This is a genomic window from Streptomyces sp. NPDC058239 (assembly GCF_042882185.1).
Classification (GTDB): domain Bacteria; phylum Actinomycetota; class Actinomycetes; order Streptomycetales; family Streptomycetaceae; genus Streptomyces.
In genome coordinates, this window is the sequence record NZ_JBHVWS010000001.1 from 510,161 (window position 1) to 531,449 (window position 21,289).

Below are 21,289 nucleotides of genomic sequence, written 5' to 3' on the forward strand. Positions count from 1 at the left end.
CCCGCGGTGAAAGATGCGGCGACCCACGCGACGGGCCGCGCCCGGGGACGGTAGCCGTCCCCGGGCACGGCCCGCGGTGGTGCATGTGGCGCGACGGAAATTACTTCACGTCCACGAAGTCACCCGCGGCCGAGACGGCCGGGGTGGTGGTCGTACCGGCGAAGCTGTAGCGCCAGTAACCGTCGACCGACGCCTTGACCGTCGTCTTCAGGGTGCCGGTGCTGCTCGACTTGATCGTCTTGACCGTGGTGTACGTGGAGCTGGTCTTCTTGCGGAACTGGAGCTTCACCGGCTGCGTGGCGTAGCCGTGGTACTTCAGGTCGTCGAAGTTCGCCCGCGACAGCTTGCCGGTGACCGTGATCGTCCCGCCCTTCTTCACGGGCTCCGGAGCGGCGTTCACCGTCAGCTTCGACAGCCGCTGCACACGGGCGGTGCCCAGGCCGTCCTGCAGCGCGAAGCCGATCTTGGTGGCGTCGGGGTTCTTCGGGTCCTGGCCGTTGTAGTCGACGGCGAAGCCCATCGCCTTCCACGTCGTGGCGTCGGCGTTGCCGATCAGGTCGTACTGCGGCCAGATCGCGATCTGCCCCTTGCAGGTGGCGACCGTGGAGGAGACGGCCTTGCAGGTGGGGGCGACATCGCCGAAGAGCTCGTTCGTCGGAGTCTCGAACGAGCCGCGGTAGAGCTCGACATCGAGCGCGAAGTCCGAGGCGAAGATGTTCACATCGGCGGCGTGCGTCACGGTGAACGTGGTCGGCACGGTCTTCGTGGCGGTGGTGCCCACGGCGATCGGCTTGCCGCCGTTCACCGTGAACTTGGAGAAGGTGAGGTCGAGCTGGCCGGCGGCGCTCTCGGCCGCGAGGGAGCGCGCGCCGGACTTGGCGCCGGAGCCGGCACCGGTGGCGGACTGAGCGGCACGTGCGACGTCGCTGACGGTCGAGCGGTGCGCGTCGTCGGCCTGAGCCGCCGACGGAATGACAAGGGCGGAGAGAGCCAGGGCGCCGGTTACGGCGGCCACGGTGGCACGAATGCGCATGTTCATTCCCCAATATGGAGAAGGGGGCCCGCGGAGGTCGTCCGTCCACAGGCCCAAGATCGTCTGTGAAGCCTGGTGGCTTCACAGGAGAGACCATCGGGGCACGTGAACGGTTGTGGGCCTGTTGGGGATTTCTTGTGCACTCGCCCCATGCCCCGGCAAGGATGTGCCTCGGACCCGCTCCGGCCGGTCAGTCGAACCAGCGGTCCCGGGCCAGTTCCTCCGTACGGGACGGGTCCTCCAGCAGCGCCGCGACCTCGAAGCGGCGCGGCCACTGCCCCGCCGCCCAGGCCAGGCCCGCAGCGACGCCTTCCAGCGTGGCGGCGTGCACGGTCCCGTCGGGGGCGCGGCGCCAGTCCAGTTCGACGCCGCCCGCGTGCAGTTCGTCGTGCTCGATGTACGCGTCCGGGGTTCCGGCGCCGAGCAGGACCCGTACCGAATCCGGCACTCGGTGCTCCTCGCCCTCCGTCGTCACCTCCGCCTCGACGCTCTCGCCGAGCCTGCGCACCTGGAACAGCTCGGCCAGATCGGCTGCGCGTGTCGGGGCGACAGGGAGCAGCGGGAGCCTTCCGGCGAGCGGCAGCAGATCCGGGGCGTCCGCGATCACGGCGTCCGCCGCGTCGACAACCCGGACCTCACCGTCGACCACGGCCCGCAACGCGTCGGGCAGCGTGACCTGTTCCGGGTCGAGATCGGCCAGGGCCGTGTACAGGGAGTGCAGTTGTACGGGGCCGACCACACGGTCCTCGTCGGCGAGCCGGCCGAGAAGTTCGGCGGCGCCGCCCGGCTCGTCGAGGAGAGCGGTCACGGACGTCCGTACGCCGAGGGCACGCAGCACCTGGGCGTCGTCGAAGCCGGTCGCGTCGGCGGAGTCGTACAGTCCGGCCAGTCGCGGGTCGCCGCCCGCAGACCGCAGACCGGCCGGGCGGCGGCCGTCGAGCACGGGGTGGTCGCGCAGCCACCAGGCCGTGTAGGGGCGGACCGACTGTGTCGTGCCGTCGGGCAGCAGCACCCGCACCGGCTGGGTCAGCGCGTCGCGCAACGGCGGCTGGGCGAGCAGGGCGAGCGCCTGCGGCCAGGCGTCGTCGTCGACGAGGTCCAGGTCGCGAACGGCGACGAGTTCGGTGGCGACCGGCGGCACGGGCGTGTCGGGCAGCTGGTCGAGGATGTCCTCGCACCACACGTCCACGGCGTCGAGCAGCCCGGCGTCGTCGGGCTCGGCGAAGTCACCCTCACGGGGCTCCAGTTCGTCCGGATCCAGGACGACATCAGTGGCCCGCACGAGGGTGAAGGTGGCGAGCACACCACAGGCGGTGAGCGGCTGGTCACCCCAACGGTCGGTCAATTCCTGGTCGCAGAGCGCCAGTTCACCCTCCCGCATGACGGCCGCGAACGGGCTGCCGGGCAGCACGAGTTCACCGGCAGGCGCGGGTTCGCCCTCCTCGTCGGGAAGGGCGAGCGCGCCGAGCCAGGGCTCGTCACCCGGTGCCAGTTCCGCGTCCCGCACAAGGGTGAGGACGGTCTCCGCGAGCTCTTCGGCGTCCAGCGCGTCCTCGTCCCAGATCTCGCCCGCGTCCAGCGATCCGGCGACGGCTGCCCGCACCTGCGGGGTCGTCAGCACGGCGCGGGGCGTGGCGGGCAGGGCGCCCAGCTTCTCCAGCAGCGGATGGGCGGCGTCCGGGTGCGCGACCTTCAGCCCGAGCCGGGCGAGGCGGCCCAGGACGGGGCCGGTGAGCGCGTCGGGGAACGGGAGAAGGACCTGGCGGGGGCCGATGGCGGTGCGGGGGGCGGTCGGGGTCTCGGTGTCCTGTGCTTCCGGTGTACCGGCGAGCGGGACGGGCAGGCCGGTCAGACGGTCCGGGTCGATGCCGGACAGGCTGTCGTACAGCCGCCGCCACCAGCCGGGGTCGCGTTCCAGACCGGCGAGACGGTCGATCGCCTCGGTCAGCGGGACGCGGGCGATGCCGAGGGTGCGCAGTTCGCTGCGACGCTCCAGCCCGGCGGGCAGCAGGCACGGCAGAACTTCGGCGAGCACCCGTACGGTCTCGGCGCCCACGCCTTCCAGCACCTCGGCCTCGATGGGGCGCAGCGCGGTGGTGGCCGTCCGACGGATGCCGTCCGCCTGCGCGTCCCAGGTGTCCCACCGGTCCGTTTCGGTGGTGGCGTCGCGAGGGGCGGCGGGCTCCAGGAACGCGACGCGCGGCAGCCGCTCCAGGATCGCGCCGCGCAGGGCGCCGTCCAGTTCGCCCTTGCCGAGCGGTCCGGGGACGAGATCGATGGTGTCGATGGACACCGGCTGCCAGTCGGCGAGCAGCTCGGCGTACGCATCGGCCGCGCGCTGCACCAGGAAGTCGGTGAGCGGTCCCGGTGCGAAGTGACGGCGGGTGGTGTCGAGCGGCAGCGACGCGATGAGCAGCGCGGGGATACCGAGGGGTTCGTCGGTGGGGGTCGGAGCGTGGACGACGGGGACGGTGCGGGGGCGTACCGGGGCGCCCTCCGCGTCCACCGGCACCGCCCAGGTGACCGACCAGTGCGGGCGCAGCCGTTCCTCGCGGGGCCGGTCGGCCAGCAGTGCGGGCTCGACGGGGCCGTGCCGGGTGACGGTGCGCCAGCGGTGCGTACCGTGCGCGGAGTCCTCGACGTGGGTGTACGAGCCGTGCTGCGACCGGCGCAACGTCCGTACGGCGTCGGGGGTTTCGATCACGATCTCGTCGAGGCCGCGCAGGGTGAGCAGGAGCGCGTCGTCGACCGCGTCGAGCAGCCGGACCACGAGGTCCTCGGCACCGCCGTCGCGCAGCGGGAGGACGACGACGGTGTCGTACCCGTCGGGTGCGGTGCCCTCGGCGGGCAGCGGGAGCCGCAGCAGGGGTACGTGGCCGTCGCGGCGGCGGAGTTCGTCGCCGAGACCCGGGCTGGCGACAGCCGCCCTCGCGGCGAGGTCGCGGGCCTCGGCGAGGGACCAGCGGACGCCGCCGTGCCGGCCGACGACGGCGGGCTCGTCGCTCACCGCGAGCACGGCGGCGAACCCGACGCCGAACCTGCCGACGGCCCCCTCGTGGCCCTCGCGCTTGGCGGAGGCGCGCAGGGTGGAGAGCGACTCCACGCCGGTGGCGTCGAGGGGGGCGCCGGTGTTGGCGGCGGCGAGTGCGGCGGGGGCGTCCGCGGTCGCCGGATGCAGGGTGAGGCGGAGCCGGCCGGGGACCTGTGCGCGGGCTGCGGCGTCGGCGGCGTTCTGGGCCAGCTCGACGACGAGGCGGTCGCGGTAGCCGCCGAGCGCGAGGTCCTCCTCGGCGTTGGCGTCCTCGCGGAATCTGGCAGGTCCGGCGCCCCAGGAGTCGAGCACGCCGCGTCGCAGCCGTGCGGTCCCGAACGGGTCGGCCCCCTCGGTCGCATTCATGCTCACGCTCTGACTCCGCTCTTTCCGGTTACGCGCTGCCCGTGCCGCCAGTGTGCGCCTGAAGGTACCGGGTCCTCTCGCCGGACGGGGCGTCGCGAACGGCGCTCCGCGCGGGGGCGACGTGGACGGCCTGGGGTTTGCCTGGACGAGCCGGGTGTACCCGGACAGCGAAATCGGGTGTGCCCGGGCGGCAGGATCAAGCCCGAGCGGCAGAATCAGGCCCGTCCGGCGATTGAGGACAGAATGGTTCGCCGGGCGGGCCCGCAGGCTTGGTGGCCGGGCGCGCCCGGAAGGCCCGGGAGCCCCGCCCCTCCGTCAGGAGTGACCGAGGTCCTCCGTCGGGCCGTCCGGTTCCGCCGGGACCGAGCCCGAGTCCCGCGCCGGACGCAACGGATACTCGTCCACCTGCATCGTGTCCAGCGCATGCGGCGCCGGCTTCGGCGGCTTCGGCATCACCGCCGCCTCCGAATGCCCACCGCACCCGTACGACAGCGACACCACATGCCCGTCCGCCGGACCGAACTCGTTCGCGCACACCCCGAACGCCTGCTTCAGCGAACCCGCCAACGGCACCAGGAACGCACAGGTGACACAGGACGCCGGAGCCGCCTGAGCCATCGGCGTCTTCGCGCCGAACGCCTCGTCCCACCGGTCGGCCGCCGTGTGCAGCCCGTACCGCGACAGCACCCGCGCCCGCCGCATACCGAGCTCCTCCGCGACCGCCGCGATCGAGCCCCGGCTCGTCGTCGCGGGGCGCGTCGTCAGCTCGGCGTCCTCCGCGTCGACGAGGTCGGCCATCTCCTGGGACATCTCGGAGACCGCGGAGTTCGGCGGCGGCTCGTCCTCGCCGGTGTAGCCGGGCTCCAGGCGGATGTCGTCCGCCTCGGTGGGCAGCAGATCGCCGGGCCCCATGTCCCCGGGACGCAGCCGCTCGCTCCACGGCACCCACTCCGGAGCGAGGAGCGCGTCGCTGCCGGGCAGCAGCACCGTCTCGTCGAGGGTGACGTTCTTCGCCCGGGACGCCCGGGCGACGGTCACCGCCCAGCGCCAGCCCCGGTAGCCCGGCTCCTTGCACTCGAAGAAGTGCGTGACGACCCGGTCCCCCTCGGAGACCACGGCCACATGCTCACCGACGACCCCCGGCGCGGCTGCTTCCTCGGCCGCCGCGCGGGCGAGGTCTACTGCCTCGGCGCACAGACGGTCGGGAACAGGGGTACGGGCCGTACGGCTTCGCGTCGTCGCAGCACTCACAGGTCTCGCTTCTCTCCTACGCCAGTCTCACGAGCGCGCCAGCACATCCATCGATTTCGGCAATGACGGATGCGGGCGGAGCGGACCTGAGGGCCGCGTCGACGTCCACACCCGTTGTGCCTGCCTCGGGCGCACCTTCTGCTATCCATTCTGCGGGATCGCCGATAGGCGCGCGGCCGAGAACAACCGCCGGTGGCGCGCTACGCACGCTACCCTCTCCGCCGCCCCCCGCCCACCTGCCCGTCCCAATCAAGGCCGTATCCGGCGCCGTGTCCTGCGCAAAGTCCGCCTCGGAACGGTCACAATTGCCGGCCGGCCCGGTCCGGGCAGGCCGGGCCCGGACCGGGCGGACCACTGACCCGACAGGGCGGAGTGCACCGTGCCCCGCGCCGATCCCGGTTCGCCACCGCCGTGACTGGGGCACTATGACGAAGTGACTTCCGCCAGGTCGCACAAGGATTCCGGCCCGCTCCGCAGGACGGGCCGGACGATCGGTCATGCCCTCCACACCCCGTTCACCGGCACCGCGAGAGGAATCCGGAAGGCGACCCACGCCCACGGCGCCGGGGAGTCCGGGCTCGGCAAACTGATCGAACTGCACGCCGTGAACGGCGCGGGCGATGTGATGATCACGATCGCGCTCGCCTCGACGGTGTTCTTCTCCGTACCGACGGACGAGGCCCGCGGCCGCGTCGCCCTCTACCTCGCCGTCACCATGGCGCCCTTCACCCTCCTCGCGCCCGTCATCGGCCCGCTCCTGGATCATCTTCCGCACGGCCGCCGCGCCGCGATGGCCGGTGCGATGCTGGCCCGTGCGGTGCTCGCGCTCACCATGTCGGGCGCGATCGCCACCGGCGGCCTGGAGCTGTATCCGGCCGCGCTGGGCGTCCTGGTCTGCTCGAAGGCGTACGGAGTCGTACGCAGCGCTGTCGTGCCACGTCTGCTGCCACCCCGCTTCTCCCTGGTGAAGGCGAACTCCCGGGTCACCCTGGCCGGGCTCCTGGCGACCGGGGTCGCCGCCCCGATCGGGGCGGGGCTGCACACCATCGGGGCCGCCTGGCCGCTGTACGGCGCGTGCGTGATCTTCATCGGGGGGACCGTCCTCGCCTTCACGCTGCCGCACAAGGTCGACTCCTCGAAGGGCGAGCGGAAGGCCCAGCTGGTGCCGCCGCACGGCGTGACGGCCCCCCGGCCCGAGGCGAAGCAGAACGGGAAGGTCAACGGAAGGGCGAGAGGCAGGGAGAAGCGGGGCGAGAAGCGGCCCGGGCTGCGGTCCGTGGGGCCGTCCGTGCTGAACGGGCTCCAGGCCAACACCGCGCACCGCGCGCTCTCCGGCTTCCTGATCTTCTTCCTGGCGTTCCTGCTGCGCGAGCAGCCGCTCGCCGGGCAGAGCGCCGCCGTCTCGCTCGGCATCGTCGGTGTCGCGGCCGGCGTCGGCAACGCGCTCGGTACGGCGGTCGGCTCCTGGCTCCGGGCCCGCGGCCCCGAAGTGATCGTCGCCTCGGTGCTGGCCCTGGCCCTGGGCGTCGCCGTGCTCGCCGCGCTCTTCTTCAGCACCGTCATGGTCGCCGCGCTCAGCGCGACGGCGGGCTTCACCCAGGCCCTGTCGAAGCTCTCGCTGGACGCGATGATCCAGCGCGACGTGCCCGAAGAGGTACGGACATCCGCGTTCGCCCGGTCCGAGACCGTGCTCCAGATGGCCTGGGTGGTCGGCGGCGGTATCGGCATCGCCCTCCCCCTCAACGGCGTACTGGGCATGTCGGTCGCCGCGGGAATCCTCACCCTGGGCGCCGCCACGTCCGTACGGGGTCTGCTGAGCGCCGCCCGGCGCGGCTCGCCGCACCCCCGCGTGGCGTGAGCCGGAGCGACCGATAGCCTTCGGCCCATGACCGTTGCGTTCTTCTCCGGTAAGGGCCGTCGAATCGGCGTCGCTCTTGGTGCCGTGTCCGCGGGACTCCTTGTCCTCTCCGCCTGCGACAAGCCGACGCCGCTCGCGACCGTAACGGTCGGCGGCAACACGGTGAGCACCGAGGCGACCTGCTACAACGACGGCGATGCCCTCAAGGCGTCCGAAATCCAGAGCTGCCTCAACAAGAAGGCGGAGAAGTCCGTCAAGGTCGCGATGGACGACAAGGTCCGCTTCGGCGTCGACCCGGAGATCGCGGAGAACGGCTGGACGCTGTTCATCAACGGCCAGCAGGCCGAGCAGGAGCCGTACAAGAAGACCTACCGGTCCATCCCGGGCAGCGCCTTCTTCTCCAGCCAGACCGGCGAGACCACGAGCGACAAGACGCAGATCAGCATCGTGGAGACCAAGGGCAAGAAGCTCACCGGCATCTGGCACTTCGAGCTGAAGAAGACCTCCTGACCCCCGCTCCTCCCCCTCCTGACCTCGGAGGATTCGCCCCGTGCGTGTGCTCGTCGTGACCGCTGTCCCAGCAGAACGGGACGCGGTCACGCGCGCGTTCGGGGACGTGTCCGAGGTGGTCGTGCGCGAGGTGCCGGGCGCTCGGCTCCACCGCGTCGACGCCCTCGGCGGCTCCGGCGTCGTCGATGTCCTCGCCGGCGGTGCCGGACCGGCCGCCGCAGCCGCCTCGACGGCTTTCGGCCTTGCCTCCGGCCCGTACGACCTCGTCGTCTCGGCCGGGATCGGCGGCGGATTCGCGCCCCTCGCCCCGGTCGGCTCGCTCGTCGTCGCGAGCGGCATCGTCGCCGCCGATCTGGGCGCCGAGACCCCCGAGGGCTTCGTGCCCGTCACCGGTCTGGGCTTCGGTCGCGACCGGTTCACACCACCACCCGCGCAGGTACGCGACGTGGCCGCCGCCACCGGCGCGCTCACCGGCGAGATCCTCACCGTCTCGACCGTGACCGGCAGCGCCGAGCGCGCCGCCGCCCTGCTGGCCGCGCACCCTCGGGCCGCCGCCGAGGCCATGGAGGGCTTCGGTGTCGCCGAGGCCGCCGAACGGACGGGCGTACCGGTGCTGGAACTGAGGGCGGTCTCGAACGCCATCGGCCCGCGCGACCGGGACGCCTGGCGCATCGGCGACGCGCTGGCCGCACTCACCGGGGCGTTCGGGAAGATCGTCCCCGCACTGGAAGGTTGGACCCACCATGAACGACACGACTCGTAACCCGTCGGATCCGTTGAACATCGCTTTCTCTCCGTGCCCGAACGACACCTTCGTCTTCGACGCCTGGGCGCACGGAAGGGTCCCCGGCGCGCCCGCCCTCGATGTGACCTTCGCCGACATCGACATCACCAACAAAATGGCCGAGCGCGGCGAACTCGACGTGCTGAAGGTTTCGTACGCGGTGCTGCCCTGGGTGCTCGACGAGTACGCGCTGCTGCCGTGCGGCGGGGCGCTGGGGCGGGGCTGCGGACCGCTCGTCCTCACGAAGGAGGCGGGCACGGATCTGACGGGAAGGACCGTCGCCGTGCCGAGTGAGCGCTCCACGGCTTATCTGCTGTTCCGGCTCTGGGCGGCGGAAGTGGTGCCGGGAGGGGTCGGCGAGATCGTCGTCATGCCGTTCGACGAGATCATGCCCGCCGTGCGCGACGGGAAGGTGGACGCCGGCCTCGTCATCCACGAGGCCCGTTTCACGTACCAGAACTACGGGCTGCACAACCTCGCGGACATGGGCCGGCACTGGGAGGAGACGACCGGGCTGCCGATCCCGCTCGGCGCGATCATCGCCAAGCGGTCGCTGGGCGCGGACACGCTTGAGCTGCTCGCCGAGTCGGTGCGCACCTCGGTACGGATGGCCTGGGACGACCCTCAGGCATCACGGCCCTACGTGCTGGAGCACGCGCAGGAGATGGACCCGGCCGTGGCGGACCAGCACATCGGGCTGTACGTCAACGAGTTCACCGCCGACCTCGGCGAGGACGGCTACGCGGCGATCCGCGGACTGCTGACCCGCGCCGCGGCCGAGGGGCTGGTACCGCCCCTCGGCCCGGATGCGCTGTCGTTCGTCTGAGATCCGCCGGGATCCGGAAGTCCGGAAGTCAGACGTCGAGCTGGTCGGCGACCGCGCGCAGCAGGCCGCCGATCTTCTTGCCGGCCGCCTTGTCGGGGTAGCGGCCGCGCTCCAGCATCGGCGTGATGTTCTCCAGCAGGGTGGTCAGGTCCTGCACGATGGACGCGAGCTCGTCCGGCTTGCGGCGCTGTGCGGCCGCGACGGACGGGGTCGGGTCCAAGATCGCCACCGAAAGCGCCTGGTCTCCGCGCTGACCTGCAACGACGCCGAATTCGACACGCTGGCCGGGCTTGAGTGCGTCGACGCCGTCGGGAAGAACCGAGGAGTGCACGAAGACGTCACCGCCGTCGTCGCGGGAGAGAAAGCCGAAGCCCTTCTCGCTGTTGAACCATTTGACCTTGCCAGTCGGCAAAGCACGCACCCCATCTCAACCCGTAAGCCGGAACAAGCCTCAGCAGGTCAGGCTATCCAGTGGTGGTGCTCCCCTGCTGGCAGCAGCCTCCCCAGGTGAAGTACCCCTCGTCAAGCCTGGTCATCCGGACTCTGTCCAGAAACGGTGCTTGCGTGGCGCGTGGCTCGCCGTGGGACGGTTCACGGCCGTCGGGAACTACTCTGGCGGGGTGAGCACTACTCCTTCTGGCGCAGGTGACCGGCTCGTCCGGATCGGCGCGATCGTCTTCTTCATCGGCGCACTGGCCACGCTGGCCACGGTGGCCCCGCTGTTCCTCGGAACCCATCCGCTTCCGTCCATCGCATGGTCGCTGTGCATGCTGATGGGGGTGGGGTTCCTGATCGCCGCGGCGGGCGTGGTGCTGTCGGTGCGGGCGGGGGCGCCGAAGCGATAGGGCCGGGGTCGTCCGGCGGCCGCTCCGTCCTCAGTCGCCGGACGGGCTTGATCTTGCTGCGGGACGGGGCGCTTCTGAGCCGCCCGGCGGTCGAGGACGGAGCCGGGCACGCTCGGGGCCGAGGACGGGTTGGGTGCCTCGATCCGCTGGACTCCTCCGTCCGGACACTCACAGATCTTCCCTACCGCAAACACAGCTGGACGTCCTGTCGACTGTCCGATCACTGTCCGGCGAGACAGCAGCAGGGAACGGAAAGGGTGGCGCAAGCTGCCAATCTGGCGAGGTTTCTCGATCGCCACGACATCCCGGCGACAACGCTGCGCGATCAATACAACACGCGTTTGGCTTGAAGTGCGTTGCCAATGCTACGAGCAACTTGATACTGATGAAGATCCTGTCGCCAGCAGCATGCGCGTTGCTGGGCGCAGTTGAGGAAACGTATCGGCCGGGGGATGCAGGGGGTTGGCATGACGGGGTGGGACATCAGGCCGAGCGGGGTGGAGTCGATTCTGTCGTTGGTGGGGCTCGCGTCCGACGACCTGGGCAAGGACGTCAAGGGCTACGGCGAGAGCGTGGAGAGTGCCGCGCTGTCCGCGGGGACGATCAGTGGGCCGTACTGCGGTGAGGCGCCCGCGGGGCCGGTGGGGGCCGCGGTGGCGAACTTCGTTTCGGACAACGAGTACGAGATCAGGTTCATGGCCGCCCGCACCAAGAAGACGATGGACGGCACGGTCGAGGCCACCACCGAGTACATCGAGGGCGACCTGGCCATGGCCGCCCAGGCCCAGCGCGACGCGGCCAAGGCCCCCACCCCTGCTGAGATCAGGGCGGTCGGGCAGAGGACGGACCACAAGGGCGGGGAGTAGCCGACGTGATCGAGCCGGGCGGGATACCGCAGTACACCGGTGACTTCGCCCAGTTGGAGAAGGCTGCTTCCAACCTGCGTACGCGCGCCACGGGCATTCGAACCGGCGGGAAGGACGTTCACTCCCGCTTCCAGGCGATGGCCGCCTATTACAAGGCTCCTGAAGCGGACAAGCTGTTCTCGTCCACCCAGCCGGTGATGGACACGGCAGAGGAGTTCGCGGGGAACATCGAGTCGCTCGCCGACGCCCTGGACACCTTCATCCACGATGCCAAGCCGCACGCCGACCGGCTCAAGCAGTTGAAGCTGGACGCCATCGACTTCGTCGACAGCGTCCGGGGTGATGACGACTGGACCGAGGACCAGAGCAAGACCGACGCGCACCAGGCGTTGCTGGATGGCGTGGTGGCGGCGCGTGAGGGCTTCCAGGAAGCCGAGCGCAACGCCGCCAACAAGATCGACGCGATCAGCCCGGGCGCCTGCCGCCCGAAGTGGATTGTGGACGACGGCACCCACGGGCTCGGCATGTACGGCCAGAACGCCGACGCGCTCAAGGACGTGAAGGACCTGCCGTGGGGCAGCCCGGAGGGGCGTACCTACGAGCGCTGGAGCCTGGAGTGGTGGGGCCACGGAGCCAAGAGCTGGGCGTGGGACGGTATCGCCAAGGACAGCATCTGGGGCGGCATCGACGGCCTGGGCACCCTGATCGGCTTCCACGGAGAGCAAGAGCGTGACCAGGCGTGGGATGGTCTCAGGCGCACCGCCGTGGGCGGCTACGCCTACGGCATGGATCTCTTCGGGCAGGACGAGCACCTGTCCGACTGGCAGCGCGAGAGCAAGGCGTACGCGAAGGAGTTCGGCAAGCAGTTCATCGCGTACGACATGACGGCGGAGGACCCCGCTCGCGCCCATGCCGTGTTTTCCTTCAACCTGCTCACGCTCGCCTCCGGTCCTCTGGCCGCCGCGTCGAAACTCGGCAAGGGCGGCACGTTCGCGAAGGCGGCCGGCACCATGGCGAAGATCGGCGACGCCCTCGACCCCCTCGGCGGCGCTTTCAAGGCCGCCAAGGCCCTCTCGGACCTGCCCAAGGTCTCCCAGGTGCTGGCCAACGTCAGCGACCACCTTCAGATACCGAAGTCGAAATTCCCGGACGGCGCCTTTGACCTGAGCGACCGCTACCGGGTCGAGAAGGACGGCAAATTCGTCCCCCTCGATCCCGACGGCACAACCAACACCACCCCAGCGCTGCGTGAGCCCGCCGCAGCGGACCGAACAGTTGGCGCCAGCCCAGATGACCGTGAGCTTGTCGGTGCAGGTGCCCGGGCAGGCGAGGGTGCGGCCCGCATGAGAGGAGAGAACCTGCCACCGCGAGCCAGCCATGATGGCTCGGCAGGGGGCAGCAGCGATACGCATAGTGAGGGCAGCCGCGGCGTCAAGGGCGGCGGTGCTGCCGCCACGCATGGTGCGGGCTCTGGGGACAGAGGTCAGGCTGCCACAGGTTCGAGGGACGCAGGTGGCGGCGGCCATCAAGGGACCGGTCCCGCGAGTCGCGAAGGTCACTCCGGGGGCGCACACGTAGATGGCCGGGGCGGGCACGGCTCGGAGGGTGCTGACGGATCAGGAGATGGTAAATCAGACAGCCGTCACGAGTCGATGCACGGCCATGACGATGCTCATGGAAGTGCTCATGAACCGGATGAGCAGCGTGGAGAATTGGCTGTCGCCGATTCGGCGGGCACGTCCCACGATGCGGGGCAACACGGTGACGGTGAAGGGGCTGGGGAGCCCGACTTCACCCGCCCGACCTTGCCACCTGGCGAGGCTCAACTGTCCCTGCGCCAGCTGCGTGCCCTGCGCGCGGGGCGTCACCGTTACACAATGGCGGAGGAGATAGGTCGGGAAATGTTCGGCGGTGGCCCCGAGCGGCACTTTCCTGTTCCGACTCATGATCACCCCTACTATCCGGTAGAGGCCCCGGGCGGACGTAAAGTGGATGTGCCCGTAGATTTGCCGGACGGTCGCACATTGGCCGTGGAAATAAAGCACTACCTGCAATTCCGAACGGTTAAACTTTCCGATGGGTCGAGTCAGATAGTTAGGGGGGAAGTACCCATGAGCAAGGGTATAATGGAGCAGATCAATAAAGATCTGACGCTGCGAAGAATAGATCCGGGCTACGATCCGCGGTGGGTATTCATGGATGCACCCCCATCCCAGGCTCTCCGGAATTACCTCACTCAGGCCCGCATCGTTTTTGTTGAATATGGACCACCCCCCAAATAAGTGTCAGTTGTAGCGGAAGGTGTCAGAAATGGTAAGGGCTGGTGTTCCGGAGCCGGATCTCGAGCGATGGGCTGAAGAGGGGCGTCAGACAATCATCGATATCGCTGACATGCTGGGAGTCCCTCCAGCTGTGTACACCAGGGATCCACTGAATCTGATTCCTGCTCTACAGAATTACGTGTCGCGCCTACCTCTCGACCAGTTCGAACAATCGGACTGGTCAACATTGCACAGCGACCTGATGTCATATGTGTCAGATTTCCTAATCCAAAGGCATGGTGCCCGCTGGGTTGTGGTGGATGACTCGACCGCACCTCGTGGCTATCGCTATGTAATCGAGGCGGAAGATCGCGATGGAGTGAACCGTAAAATTGATCCCGCAGATGTCGTGATGGCCGAGTTCGGTAATCTTCCCATTGAGATTACGAGAATGCTTGCCAGTGCGGAACTCACGCTACGGTTGGCATCCCTGACCAGCGATTAGGAAGATTCAGCGCTTCAGAAAGTGCGACATGACCCAGGACGTCATAGCCCTCACTCCGCAGATGCCGGACACCAGGACGCTGCTGGCCGGGCTCCACGCCGGTGGCCCAGATCTTCGGGTGAACCGGGCGGCCGACGGGTCCGTCGCTCAGCTGTGCACCGCTGCCGGGCAGGCGCTGGTGTCGCTCGAAGCACCCCGGTACATCCAAGTGCCGGGCGAAGCAGCCCGGTTGCTCGGGCCGGCCACACAGGCGGAGTCGCCCGTGTGGTGGACCGAGGCGCGGGCGACCACCGCTGTGGAGGAGGCCGGGCGGCTGGCCGGGTCCGTCGCCGGGCGCCTGACGGCCGTACTCGGGGGCACTGTCTGGCCGCGCGAGGCCGGTCATACCGACGTCGTGGCCGATCTCGCTGGCACCGTCACAGAGGCGGCCCCCATGGGTGTCGACATGCTCACCGACAGGGCCGCCGTCGTCATCCAGGGCCGTCCCGTGATCGCTGCCACGACCTGGCTCACCGACGTGGTGCGCAACACGGCCCGCACCGCGCGTGAGCTGCAGATCGTCACCCCGCCCGGCACCCGGCTCACGTTCCCCACCCGCACGCTGCTGGACGGGCTGCCCTCCCGCTGGGTCGTGCGCGACCCCGAGTGCGGCTACTACGACGGACTCTCCGGGGCCGTACTGCACTGGCACGGCGCGCGCTTCACCCCTGTCCCTGCCGGCGACGGTTCACCCCGGATCGCGGATGCCTTCCGGCCTCGACCCGGCACTGAAGGGGAACGGCAGTTGCTGCTCTCCATCCGTACGATTCACCCGGCCGACGAACGGCTCGTCCTCAGCAGCGCTCTGGAACAGGCCTGGCGCACGCTCACCGGAGCCCCACCCGCCGGATGGTCCACCGCCGAACCCGTCAACGTTCCCTGGTCCCCACGGCAGCTGACCGACCTGGCCCGCACCCGCGCTCAGCAGTCCCTGCCCACCTGGATTGCCGCCGTCGGCGCCCCCGACCGCCCGGCGATCGCCACGGTGCGCATCGCCCGCACCCGCATCGGCGTCGAAGAGCACATCACTCTGGCCATCGGGTACGGAGCCGATGAGGGCACTCCGGTGGATGCCCTGCCCGAGCTGGCCGAGTCCCTGATCACCGGCCACAACCTCGCCACGATGATCAGCCAACTGCACACTGCACGCGCGGATCTGACCACCCCGGCCCACTACGAGCCGCCCCCGGTACCTCTCTCCTTCACCCTCGGCCCCGACGCCGTCGCCGACCTCGGCCTCGACGGGGCCCCCAGGGGCTTCGCGCCCGTCCGGCTCGGTCCAGCCGCCCGGCCCGCTCTGCACTACACGCTCGGCGACGGCACCGACCCCGCCGCCTGGCAGCGCCTGCGGCAGATCAACGACCATGTGAACGGCGTCCGGCAGCAAGGGAACCACGACGGTGAGTGACGCGACCCGTCCAAGGAAAGGGACCTGACGGTGGGCTTCTGGATGGGAATCACCCGGCACGACTACGCAGAAATCCTCCGACTGCTCGACCACCCGGAAGGGCCGGACGCGGGCAGGGAGCGAATTCGCGACGAGTGGAACTCCGACGACGACTGCCACCGGCCCGGATCCCTGTTGCACACGCTGGAGTCGACATGCATCACACGCACCTGGGATGCGATCCATGTGCTGCTGACCGGTTGCGAAAACGTCGACACGGCCGACTTCGCCCCTCCGACCGGTGAACCGCCGGCCTCCGACGTCATCATGGGTGGCCTCGTCATCGGGCGCCGCGGTGGCCACGGCCAGCGGACGAACAATCTCCTACTGCTGACGCCGGACGAGGTCCGAGCCGTTGACCGATTCCTCCAGGACCTCGACCTGGATGAGCTGATCCGGGAGCGCCGTGACCTGCTGGATGACGTGTACGTGTACTCCTTTTACACGACCATTCAGGGGGAAGACGGCAGCGACCAAGACGCAAGCATGATCGAAGACGGCAGCCTCGCAAGAGACTTCGCGACCTTGCGCGCCTTCTACGCCCGCGCAGCTGAGGCCGGACACGCCGTTATCAAGGACATCTCGTGACCGGTCGCAAGCTCTTCCCGCCATCCCACTCGGGCGTGGGCGGTGAGGGGGCGTTGTCTCGTGACGTCAGGACGGGGTGACCGGACCCTCGCCGTCGAGTTCGGCGAAGTGGTCGAACTCGCCGACAATGACGCCCTTGGTGAAGGCGTCCCATTTCGTCGTGGTCGTCGTCACGACGTTCTCGGGGTCGCCGGTCTCCCGCAGGTGGACGAGTTCGTCCGGGCCGAAGGCGATCTCGATCCAGGGGCCGGGGCCCTCCTCGCCCTCGGGGCCGCGCGGACCCAGGTGAGGTCGGTGGGCATGTCAGCCATGGACGCGGGTCTCCTTGAGGGTGCGTACGAGGGCGGCCCAGGCGGCGGGTGTGGTGCGGAGTATCGCCCCGGTGGGGTCACTGCTCTCGGTGAGGCTGACCGTGCTGTTGCTCGCGGCGACGTGCAGGCAGGATTCGCCCTGTCCGCAGTACGAGGACCTCTGCCATGAGTGCTGGTGCATATCCAGCTCCTTCACTGGTCGGCGATCAAGCTGTGGATGAAGTCCCGCGACTTGTCCGGCGCCAGCGCCACGGCCTCCATGCGTGCCAGCAGGAGGCGGTATGCCTCCAACTCCGCCTCGGCATCCACCAGGACAGGGCCGTGTGACTGGTCCAGCGAAACCGTGTCGAGGCGGGGACCGAGCCGTGTACATACAGGATGGTCTGCCCGGATCCGGGATAGGCGCCGATGGCGAACGAAATTACCTGGACCGTGATGTGTTCCCGCTCGCTCTGCTCAACCAGATGTCGAAGCTGGTTCCTGGCGATGGCGGGGTCGCCAACCGGCACGCAGAGGGCAGCTTCATGAATGACTGCCCGGTACGTTGGCGGGCTCGATCGGCCAAGGAGGGCCTGGCGCTGAAGTCGGTGACTCACTCGGTGCTCGATGTCTGAGCGAGAGAGCTCCGGCACCACTTGCCGGAAGATCTCGCGAGCACGGTCCGTGGTCTGGAGGAGACTCGGAACATGGTGTGGCTTGGTTTCGTAGTCGCGGGCGAGTCGGCGGTGGTGCATGAGCCAGCCGAAAGTACGCTCCACGACCCAACACCGCGGGATCACCTTGAAGCCCTTGGTGCCGGGATCGCGTTGGACCACTTCGACGTCGATGCCGAGCCGGGCGCCGTGATCGATGACTTTGGTGCGGTAGCCGCTGTCGGCCCATGCCTTGGTCACGCAGGGGTTTGCGGCGGCGATATGGGACAGCAGGTGTATGCCGCCGGCATTGTCGGACACGCTGGCGGCGGTCACCCAGACGGCCAGTAGGAGGCCGAGGGTGTCGACACCGAGATGTCGTTTGCGACCTGCGATTTCCTTGCCCGCATCAATGCCCTGGCCGACAACGGGCACGTTGGCGGACGTCTTGACGCTCTGGGCGTCGATGACGCAGGCGGTCGGCTCGGAGTTGCGGCCTTCTGCCTCGCGGACCAGATGCCTCAGGAGGCCGTTGAGCTGGGTGAAGACGCCGTCTTCCTGCCAGGCGGCAAGTAGCCGTAGACGGTTTCCCACGGCGCGAAATCGTGCGGCAAATAGCGCCACGGGATGCCAGTGCGGTCGACATAGAGGATGGCGTCCATGCCGAGCCTGACTTTGCCGAGAATCGACCACCGAGCTTGATCGCCTTGACATAGACTCGTCACAACCTCCAAGTTTCCGTCACATCAAGGAGAAACCAGTGCAGTTGAGGCACATAGGCGCGACACTCACCGCGACGCTTGCCGTAGTAGCGGGCAGCACGCTGGTCAACGCAGCACCCGCTGCCGCTGTGGGAGGATGCCCCTCGGACAAGCTCTGCCTCTACCGCAGCACCGAGTACCGCACAATGTCCTTCGCGGCTGCCAGCACCAGCGCATGCTTCTGGCTTTCCGACTACGGGCTGACCTACCCCTTCAACGGCATTAGCTCCTACGTCAACAACCTCCCGGTGAAGGCAACGCTGTGGAGCGGCAACGCCGCGGATCCGAACAGCTGGTACCAAAGGGCGTCGATTCGCTCCGGGGGCTTCTCGAGTGACACTTTCAACGGGGGCGACAACAACCAATGGACGACTTCGGACATGGTGTGCACCGGCAGCGCCAAGCCCTGACCTCTAGCAAGTCACGGGGCTGAGGGTGGTTGACTCCGTCGAGGTCTGCGCGCACCGATGGGTAACTCGATTGACTCCACTCGACCCGGCGGTTTGTACCGGCAGCACGTTTCCGTGGGACGAGTTGCCATAAAGCTAGCGCTCAGCAAGGTTTAATAGACCCACAGAATGAGGCGTAGCGTGAATTGGAAGAGTAGAGCAGCAAGCAGTGTGGCAGTTCTTGCATTGATGACCGGAGCGATGACGGCAACCGCATCATCCGCGTCGGCAGCAGCGACGGTTGGGGGGTGCCCATCTGGCAAGCTGTGCCTGTACGAGGGGATTAACTACGATTTCCTTTCGGTTACCTCCACCAGCACGCAAGCATGTATATACCTCAGCAATTACGGTGCACGTTTTCACGACGGAATAGGGTCGTACGTCAACAACCTTCCGGTTAACGCGGTCGTCTACCATCGGTCCGGCAGTTCCTTTGTTCTGGACGGTACGATTCGCCCCGGAGGTTTCAGCAGTAATTCATACAACTTGGTCTTTGGTGAAGAGGGTGCGGTCTGCATGGGCGGCGTCCGTCCATAAACGCACTACGCAGCGAAGTGGGGCCTCCCTCTTGTGAGGCCCCACCGCATTACCTGGCGCTGCCATCGGCTGGCCACCTGTCTGATGAGTCGACTCCAAGTCAAGCTAGCGGGTGGCAGGGATTCAGAACTTCGGGGGATCTGTGACTTTTCCTTGCAAGCGCTCGTTCTCATTTGCTGCACTTGTTGCAGTATTGGGTATTTCCGCGGCAGCGTGGCCTGCCTTCGCAGCGTCGACGGTGTTCGACTTTCAGGTGAATCCACCGAGCGCCCCGGACACGTACAAAGACGTTCCCGGCACGGAGGTCGTGTTCAACGCCGCGGCGGGCGAAGAGTCCTACCTGTGGTCGCGGAACCTGACCGCGACCCCGGTCACCACGCTCAAGAACGGCGAGAACATCGGCATGACCTTCGCCGTGCGCTGCCAATACTCGGACGGTTCTGCGCTGCCTCAGGGAGCGGAGACCGGCGCCTACTGGGCAGCCAACCTCGTGCCCCCGGGCGAGACGAGCCTGGCCCCTGGACTGCGCTGGCTGTTCCGGGCCCCCAGCACGGCGACCTACAAGTGCCGCCTGTCGGTCACCAGCTATTCCAGCATCATCAACGCCGACCGCCAGGTCACCATGCGCATCCCTGCCGGCGCGGAACTGGGCCGTATAGCTACCGGTTCAGGTGCGGCCCGTTGGACCCTACCTGCCGCCAGCGCCACAACGGTGGCCCGCGGGGCAACCGCGACCACCCTCGGCTACACCTACACCCCCACCGGCGGGGAACGAACCACCATCGTCCAGGACGCCAACCTCACCACCTGCGTCGCCAGCTCGCGTATCTGCGCTGGAGGTACCTCGGCCTACAAGGGAACAGAGGCCGAGACCTGGATCGAGGCACAACCCCAGATGCCGAACGGAGCCCCGTGCGGGGGGCCAGTCAAGGGGCCGGTCGCCAAGTGGAGTATCTCCGACGCCAAGCATCACCAGGCGGCCACGAACACCCTCAACATCACCAAAGCGCAACTGGGCGGCTGCACCCAGATCCGTACCAGCCTCAAGGTGAGAATCACAGACGGCAACCCTCTCCAGATCCACGCGGGCCACGCCTCCGAACAGATTGCTGCCACGCACGGCCTGGCCTACAGCCTCTGACACACCCTCAGTAGGGTCGGGGACCGGCGAGGAGGCTGACGGTGCGGTGCGTCAGCGCAGGCGGTTCGCCGCGTCGCGGCAGTGGTTCTGCACAGGGATCTGCCGCAGGGCCTGGAGGCGCGGACCGTACGCGCGGCCTGCCCCGTGCTCGCGCAGGTGCTCCAGCAGCCGGACGGCGTCCTTGACGGTGGTGTTGATCCTGGTCTTAGCTCGGGTGGGGTTCTTGCCCAGGCGGACCGGGCGTCCGTAGCGGCGTCCCCATTCCTCGTCCAACAGGCCAACCAGTAGGTGCGGAGCGGTGCCGTCGGTTTCTTCCAAGGCAGGTCGCGCATTGCGGCCGACACGTGGATGGAGTCGGTACATTGGGTGGTGCGTTCGCGCGCCAGCCCGGCGTCCTTGAGGCGAGCCAGCGCGAGGTCGAGCAGACGGCGGGGTCGCCCTCGGTGGGGCGCTCGCGGAAAGTCGGCCAGCGCACTGCGGTGGAAGCCGGGATCGTCCAGCTCCAGGGCTATGGCGTATGTGAAGTCAATGCGGCGGCGCACCACCTTGGCGGCCTGACGGTTCGACAGGCCGAGCAGAAACTGGAGTACGCAGACGGTGGCGGGCGGGCGAGAGGCCGGGACGCCTGTCACGGGGGGACCAGTCGACAAAGTCCTCGTCACACCACAGCCCATCGAGCTGGTCTCAGAGAGGGAACCTGCTCACCGGAACGGGGACGGAGGGACAACGGACACCTCAGCAACTACATCGATCTGCAGAACGGCCCCAAACATACCCGTTGATCACGCTATCGCACGGGGAAACCCCGAGATCCCCGACAGAGTCAAGCTGGAGCCTCGTCGTCGAGTCCTGCCAAGTGCTCGAACTCGCCGGCCATGACGCCCTTGGCGAAGGCCTCCCATTTCGTCGTGGCCGTCGTCACGACGCGCTCGGGGTCGCCGGTCTACTGGAGGTGGACGAGTTCGTCCGGGCCGAAGGCGATCTCGATCCAGGGGCGGGGCCCTCCTCGCCCTCGGGGCGGCGCGGACCCAGGTGAGGTCGGTGGGGATGTCAGCCACGGACGCGGTTCTCCTTGAGGGTGCGTACGAGGGCGGCCCACGCGCCGGGCGTGGTGCGGAGTATCGCTCCGGTGGGGTCGCTGCTCTCGGTGAGTTTGACCCCTCCACCGGCGCCCCCGGCGATGTGGATGCACGAGTCCCCCTGGGCGCAGTGGGACGACTTCTGCCAGTGGTCGTACGTGGGCATGGG

Annotated in this window: 21 protein-coding genes and 4 pseudogenes; 13 read left to right on the forward strand and 12 right to left on the reverse strand. The window is 68.6% G+C overall.

Annotated features, from left to right (window positions below; genetic code table 11):
• Positions 1-100 precede the first annotated feature (100 nt).
• The 3 genes from ACFVYE_RS02410 to ACFVYE_RS02420 all read right to left on the reverse strand — a co-directional run bounded on the left by ACFVYE_RS02410 (position 101) and on the right by ACFVYE_RS02420 (position 5,681).
• A complete protein-coding gene (locus tag ACFVYE_RS02410; RefSeq protein ID WP_389603673.1) occupies positions 101-1,033 on the reverse strand; it encodes a hypothetical protein in 933 nt (310 codons plus the stop codon).
• 190 nt (positions 1,034-1,223) lie between these two features.
• The gene (locus ACFVYE_RS02415; RefSeq protein ID WP_389603725.1) at positions 1,224-4,430 is read right to left on the reverse strand and encodes a sacsin N-terminal ATP-binding-like domain-containing protein; all 3,207 of its coding nucleotides are present in this window, start codon (positions 4,428-4,430) and stop codon (positions 1,224-1,226) included.
• Positions 4,431-4,745: 315 nt separating this feature from the next.
• Positions 4,746-5,681 (reverse strand): DUF3027 domain-containing protein, encoded by a 936-nt coding sequence (locus ACFVYE_RS02420; RefSeq protein WP_383965771.1) that lies wholly within the window; start codon positions 5,679-5,681, stop codon positions 4,746-4,748.
• A 433-nt stretch (positions 5,682-6,114) separates the two neighbouring features.
• Here ACFVYE_RS02420 and ACFVYE_RS02425 point away from each other — a divergent pair, with 433 nt between their 5' ends.
• Genes ACFVYE_RS02425 through ACFVYE_RS02440 form a run of 4 tightly spaced genes read left to right on the forward strand, consistent with a single transcriptional unit; the run spans position 6,115 to position 9,659 of the window.
• A complete protein-coding gene (locus ACFVYE_RS02425; RefSeq protein ID WP_389603675.1) occupies positions 6,115-7,539 on the forward strand; it encodes an MFS transporter in 1,425 nt (474 codons plus the stop codon).
• Positions 7,540-7,566: 27 nt separating this feature from the next.
• Entirely contained in the window at positions 7,567-8,049 is a 483-nt protein-coding gene (locus ACFVYE_RS02430) for a DUF2771 domain-containing protein (protein ID WP_383965766.1), read from the forward strand.
• 40 nt (positions 8,050-8,089) lie between these two features.
• A complete protein-coding gene (locus ACFVYE_RS02435) occupies positions 8,090-8,812 on the forward strand; it encodes a futalosine hydrolase (RefSeq protein ID WP_383965763.1) in 723 nt (240 codons plus the stop codon).
• Positions 8,793-9,659, forward strand: a complete 867-nt coding sequence (locus ACFVYE_RS02440; protein WP_383965762.1) for a 1,4-dihydroxy-6-naphthoate synthase — start codon at positions 8,793-8,795, stop codon at positions 9,657-9,659. The genes ACFVYE_RS02435 and ACFVYE_RS02440 overlap by 20 nt, the downstream gene beginning before the upstream one ends.
• A 28-nt stretch (positions 9,660-9,687) precedes the next feature.
• Here ACFVYE_RS02440 and ACFVYE_RS02445 read toward each other — a convergent pair whose 3' ends face one another.
• Positions 9,688-10,071, reverse strand: coding sequence for a cold-shock protein (locus tag ACFVYE_RS02445; protein WP_072485776.1), 384 nt, complete (start codon positions 10,069-10,071; stop codon positions 9,688-9,690).
• A gap of 208 nt (positions 10,072-10,279) precedes the next feature.
• Between ACFVYE_RS02445 and ACFVYE_RS02450 the strand changes: the two genes are divergently transcribed.
• From ACFVYE_RS02450 to ACFVYE_RS02475, 6 genes are all read left to right on the forward strand, one after another.
• A complete protein-coding gene (locus tag ACFVYE_RS02450; RefSeq protein ID WP_382900632.1) occupies positions 10,280-10,504 on the forward strand; it encodes a hypothetical protein in 225 nt (74 codons plus the stop codon).
• Between the two features lie 467 nt (positions 10,505-10,971).
• Positions 10,972-11,370 carry a DUF6507 family protein gene (locus ACFVYE_RS02455; protein ID WP_383965758.1) on the forward strand — a complete coding sequence of 133 codons (399 nt, stop codon included), beginning with the start codon at positions 10,972-10,974 and terminating at the stop codon, positions 11,368-11,370.
• Positions 11,371-11,375: 5 nt separating this feature from the next.
• The gene (locus tag ACFVYE_RS02460; RefSeq protein ID WP_389603678.1) at positions 11,376-13,652 is read left to right on the forward strand and encodes a hypothetical protein; all 2,277 of its coding nucleotides are present in this window, start codon (positions 11,376-11,378) and stop codon (positions 13,650-13,652) included.
• A 28-nt stretch (positions 13,653-13,680) separates the two neighbouring features.
• A complete protein-coding gene (locus ACFVYE_RS02465; RefSeq protein ID WP_383965752.1) occupies positions 13,681-14,136 on the forward strand; it encodes a hypothetical protein in 456 nt (151 codons plus the stop codon).
• Positions 14,137-14,164: 28 nt separating this feature from the next.
• The gene (locus ACFVYE_RS02470) at positions 14,165-15,583 is read left to right on the forward strand and encodes a DUF6177 family protein (protein WP_383965750.1); all 1,419 of its coding nucleotides are present in this window, start codon (positions 14,165-14,167) and stop codon (positions 15,581-15,583) included.
• Between the two features lie 42 nt (positions 15,584-15,625).
• The gene (locus tag ACFVYE_RS02475; RefSeq protein ID WP_389603680.1) at positions 15,626-16,210 is read left to right on the forward strand and encodes a DUF1877 family protein; all 585 of its coding nucleotides are present in this window, start codon (positions 15,626-15,628) and stop codon (positions 16,208-16,210) included.
• 183 nt (positions 16,211-16,393) lie between these two features.
• On the opposite strand, the pseudogene ACFVYE_RS02480 reads toward ACFVYE_RS02475, so the two are convergent.
• From ACFVYE_RS02480 to ACFVYE_RS02500, 5 genes and pseudogenes are all read right to left on the reverse strand, one after another.
• Positions 16,394-16,495, reverse strand: a pseudogene (locus tag ACFVYE_RS02480) (hypothetical protein); the annotation flags it as partial.
• 18 nt (positions 16,496-16,513) lie between these two features.
• Positions 16,514-16,702 (reverse strand): DUF397 domain-containing protein, encoded by a 189-nt coding sequence (locus ACFVYE_RS02485; RefSeq protein WP_383965745.1) that lies wholly within the window; start codon positions 16,700-16,702, stop codon positions 16,514-16,516.
• Between the two features lie 11 nt (positions 16,703-16,713).
• The gene (locus ACFVYE_RS02490) at positions 16,714-16,830 is read right to left on the reverse strand and encodes a hypothetical protein (RefSeq protein WP_383965743.1); all 117 of its coding nucleotides are present in this window, start codon (positions 16,828-16,830) and stop codon (positions 16,714-16,716) included.
• Positions 16,831-16,958: 128 nt separating this feature from the next.
• A pseudogene (locus ACFVYE_RS02495) lies at positions 16,959-17,168 on the reverse strand (Scr1 family TA system antitoxin-like transcriptional regulator); the annotation flags it as partial.
• Positions 17,169-17,219: 51 nt separating this feature from the next.
• A pseudogene (locus ACFVYE_RS02500) lies at positions 17,220-17,812 on the reverse strand (IS5 family transposase); the annotation flags it as partial.
• A gap of 101 nt (positions 17,813-17,913) precedes the next feature.
• Here ACFVYE_RS02500 and ACFVYE_RS02505 point away from each other — a divergent pair.
• The 3 genes from ACFVYE_RS02505 (at position 17,914) to ACFVYE_RS02515 (ending at position 20,041) form a co-directional block, all read left to right on the forward strand.
• A complete protein-coding gene (locus ACFVYE_RS02505) occupies positions 17,914-18,324 on the forward strand; it encodes a peptidase inhibitor family I36 protein (RefSeq protein WP_383965740.1) in 411 nt (136 codons plus the stop codon).
• 240 nt (positions 18,325-18,564) lie between these two features.
• The gene (locus ACFVYE_RS02510; RefSeq protein WP_389603727.1) at positions 18,565-18,900 is read left to right on the forward strand and encodes a peptidase inhibitor family I36 protein; all 336 of its coding nucleotides are present in this window, start codon (positions 18,565-18,567) and stop codon (positions 18,898-18,900) included.
• Positions 18,901-19,093: 193 nt separating this feature from the next.
• On the forward strand, positions 19,094-20,041 hold the full coding sequence (locus tag ACFVYE_RS02515) for a hypothetical protein (RefSeq protein ID WP_383965736.1): 948 nt from the start codon (positions 19,094-19,096) through the stop codon (positions 20,039-20,041).
• A gap of 51 nt (positions 20,042-20,092) precedes the next feature.
• Here ACFVYE_RS02515 and ACFVYE_RS02520 read toward each other — a convergent pair whose 3' ends face one another.
• The 3 genes and pseudogenes from ACFVYE_RS02520 to ACFVYE_RS02530 all read right to left on the reverse strand — a co-directional run bounded on the left by ACFVYE_RS02520 (position 20,093) and on the right by ACFVYE_RS02530 (position 21,286).
• Positions 20,093-20,359 carry a hypothetical protein gene (locus ACFVYE_RS02520; RefSeq protein ID WP_383965733.1) on the reverse strand — a complete coding sequence of 89 codons (267 nt, stop codon included), beginning with the start codon at positions 20,357-20,359 and terminating at the stop codon, positions 20,093-20,095.
• A gap of 200 nt (positions 20,360-20,559) precedes the next feature.
• Positions 20,560-20,715: pseudogene (locus tag ACFVYE_RS02525) on the reverse strand (hypothetical protein); the annotation flags it as partial.
• A 376-nt stretch (positions 20,716-21,091) separates the two neighbouring features.
• Complete coding sequence (locus ACFVYE_RS02530) at positions 21,092-21,286, reverse strand: DUF397 domain-containing protein (RefSeq protein ID WP_383965731.1); 195 nt, start codon at positions 21,284-21,286, stop codon at positions 21,092-21,094.
• Positions 21,287-21,289: the final 3 nt, after the last annotated feature.

Bases quoted from the DNA above. Each gene is read 5' to 3' on its own strand.
- ACFVYE_RS02410 (WP_389603673.1), bottom strand. From the start codon at position 1,033: ATGCGCATTCGTGCCACCGTGGCCGCCGTAACCGGCGCCCTGGCTCTC.
- ACFVYE_RS02415 (WP_389603725.1), bottom strand. From the start codon at position 4,430: ATGAATGCGACCGAGGGGGCCGACCCGTTCGGGACCGCACGGCTGCGA.
- ACFVYE_RS02430 (WP_383965766.1), top strand. From the start codon at position 7,567: ATGACCGTTGCGTTCTTCTCCGGTAAGGGCCGTCGAATCGGCGTCGCT.
- ACFVYE_RS02440 (WP_383965762.1), top strand. From the start codon at position 8,793: ATGAACGACACGACTCGTAACCCGTCGGATCCGTTGAACATCGCTTTC.
- ACFVYE_RS02455 (WP_383965758.1), top strand. From the start codon at position 10,972: ATGACGGGGTGGGACATCAGGCCGAGCGGGGTGGAGTCGATTCTGTCG.
- ACFVYE_RS02465 (WP_383965752.1), top strand. From the start codon at position 13,681: ATGGTAAGGGCTGGTGTTCCGGAGCCGGATCTCGAGCGATGGGCTGAA.
- ACFVYE_RS02470 (WP_383965750.1), top strand. From the start codon at position 14,165: ATGACCCAGGACGTCATAGCCCTCACTCCGCAGATGCCGGACACCAGG.
- ACFVYE_RS02475 (WP_389603680.1), top strand. From the start codon at position 15,626: ATGGGAATCACCCGGCACGACTACGCAGAAATCCTCCGACTGCTCGAC.
- ACFVYE_RS02485 (WP_383965745.1), bottom strand. From the start codon at position 16,702: ATGCACCAGCACTCATGGCAGAGGTCCTCGTACTGCGGACAGGGCGAA.
- ACFVYE_RS02510 (WP_389603727.1), top strand. From the start codon at position 18,565: ATGACGGCAACCGCATCATCCGCGTCGGCAGCAGCGACGGTTGGGGGG.
- ACFVYE_RS02530 (WP_383965731.1), bottom strand. From the start codon at position 21,286: ATGCCCACGTACGACCACTGGCAGAAGTCGTCCCACTGCGCCCAGGGG.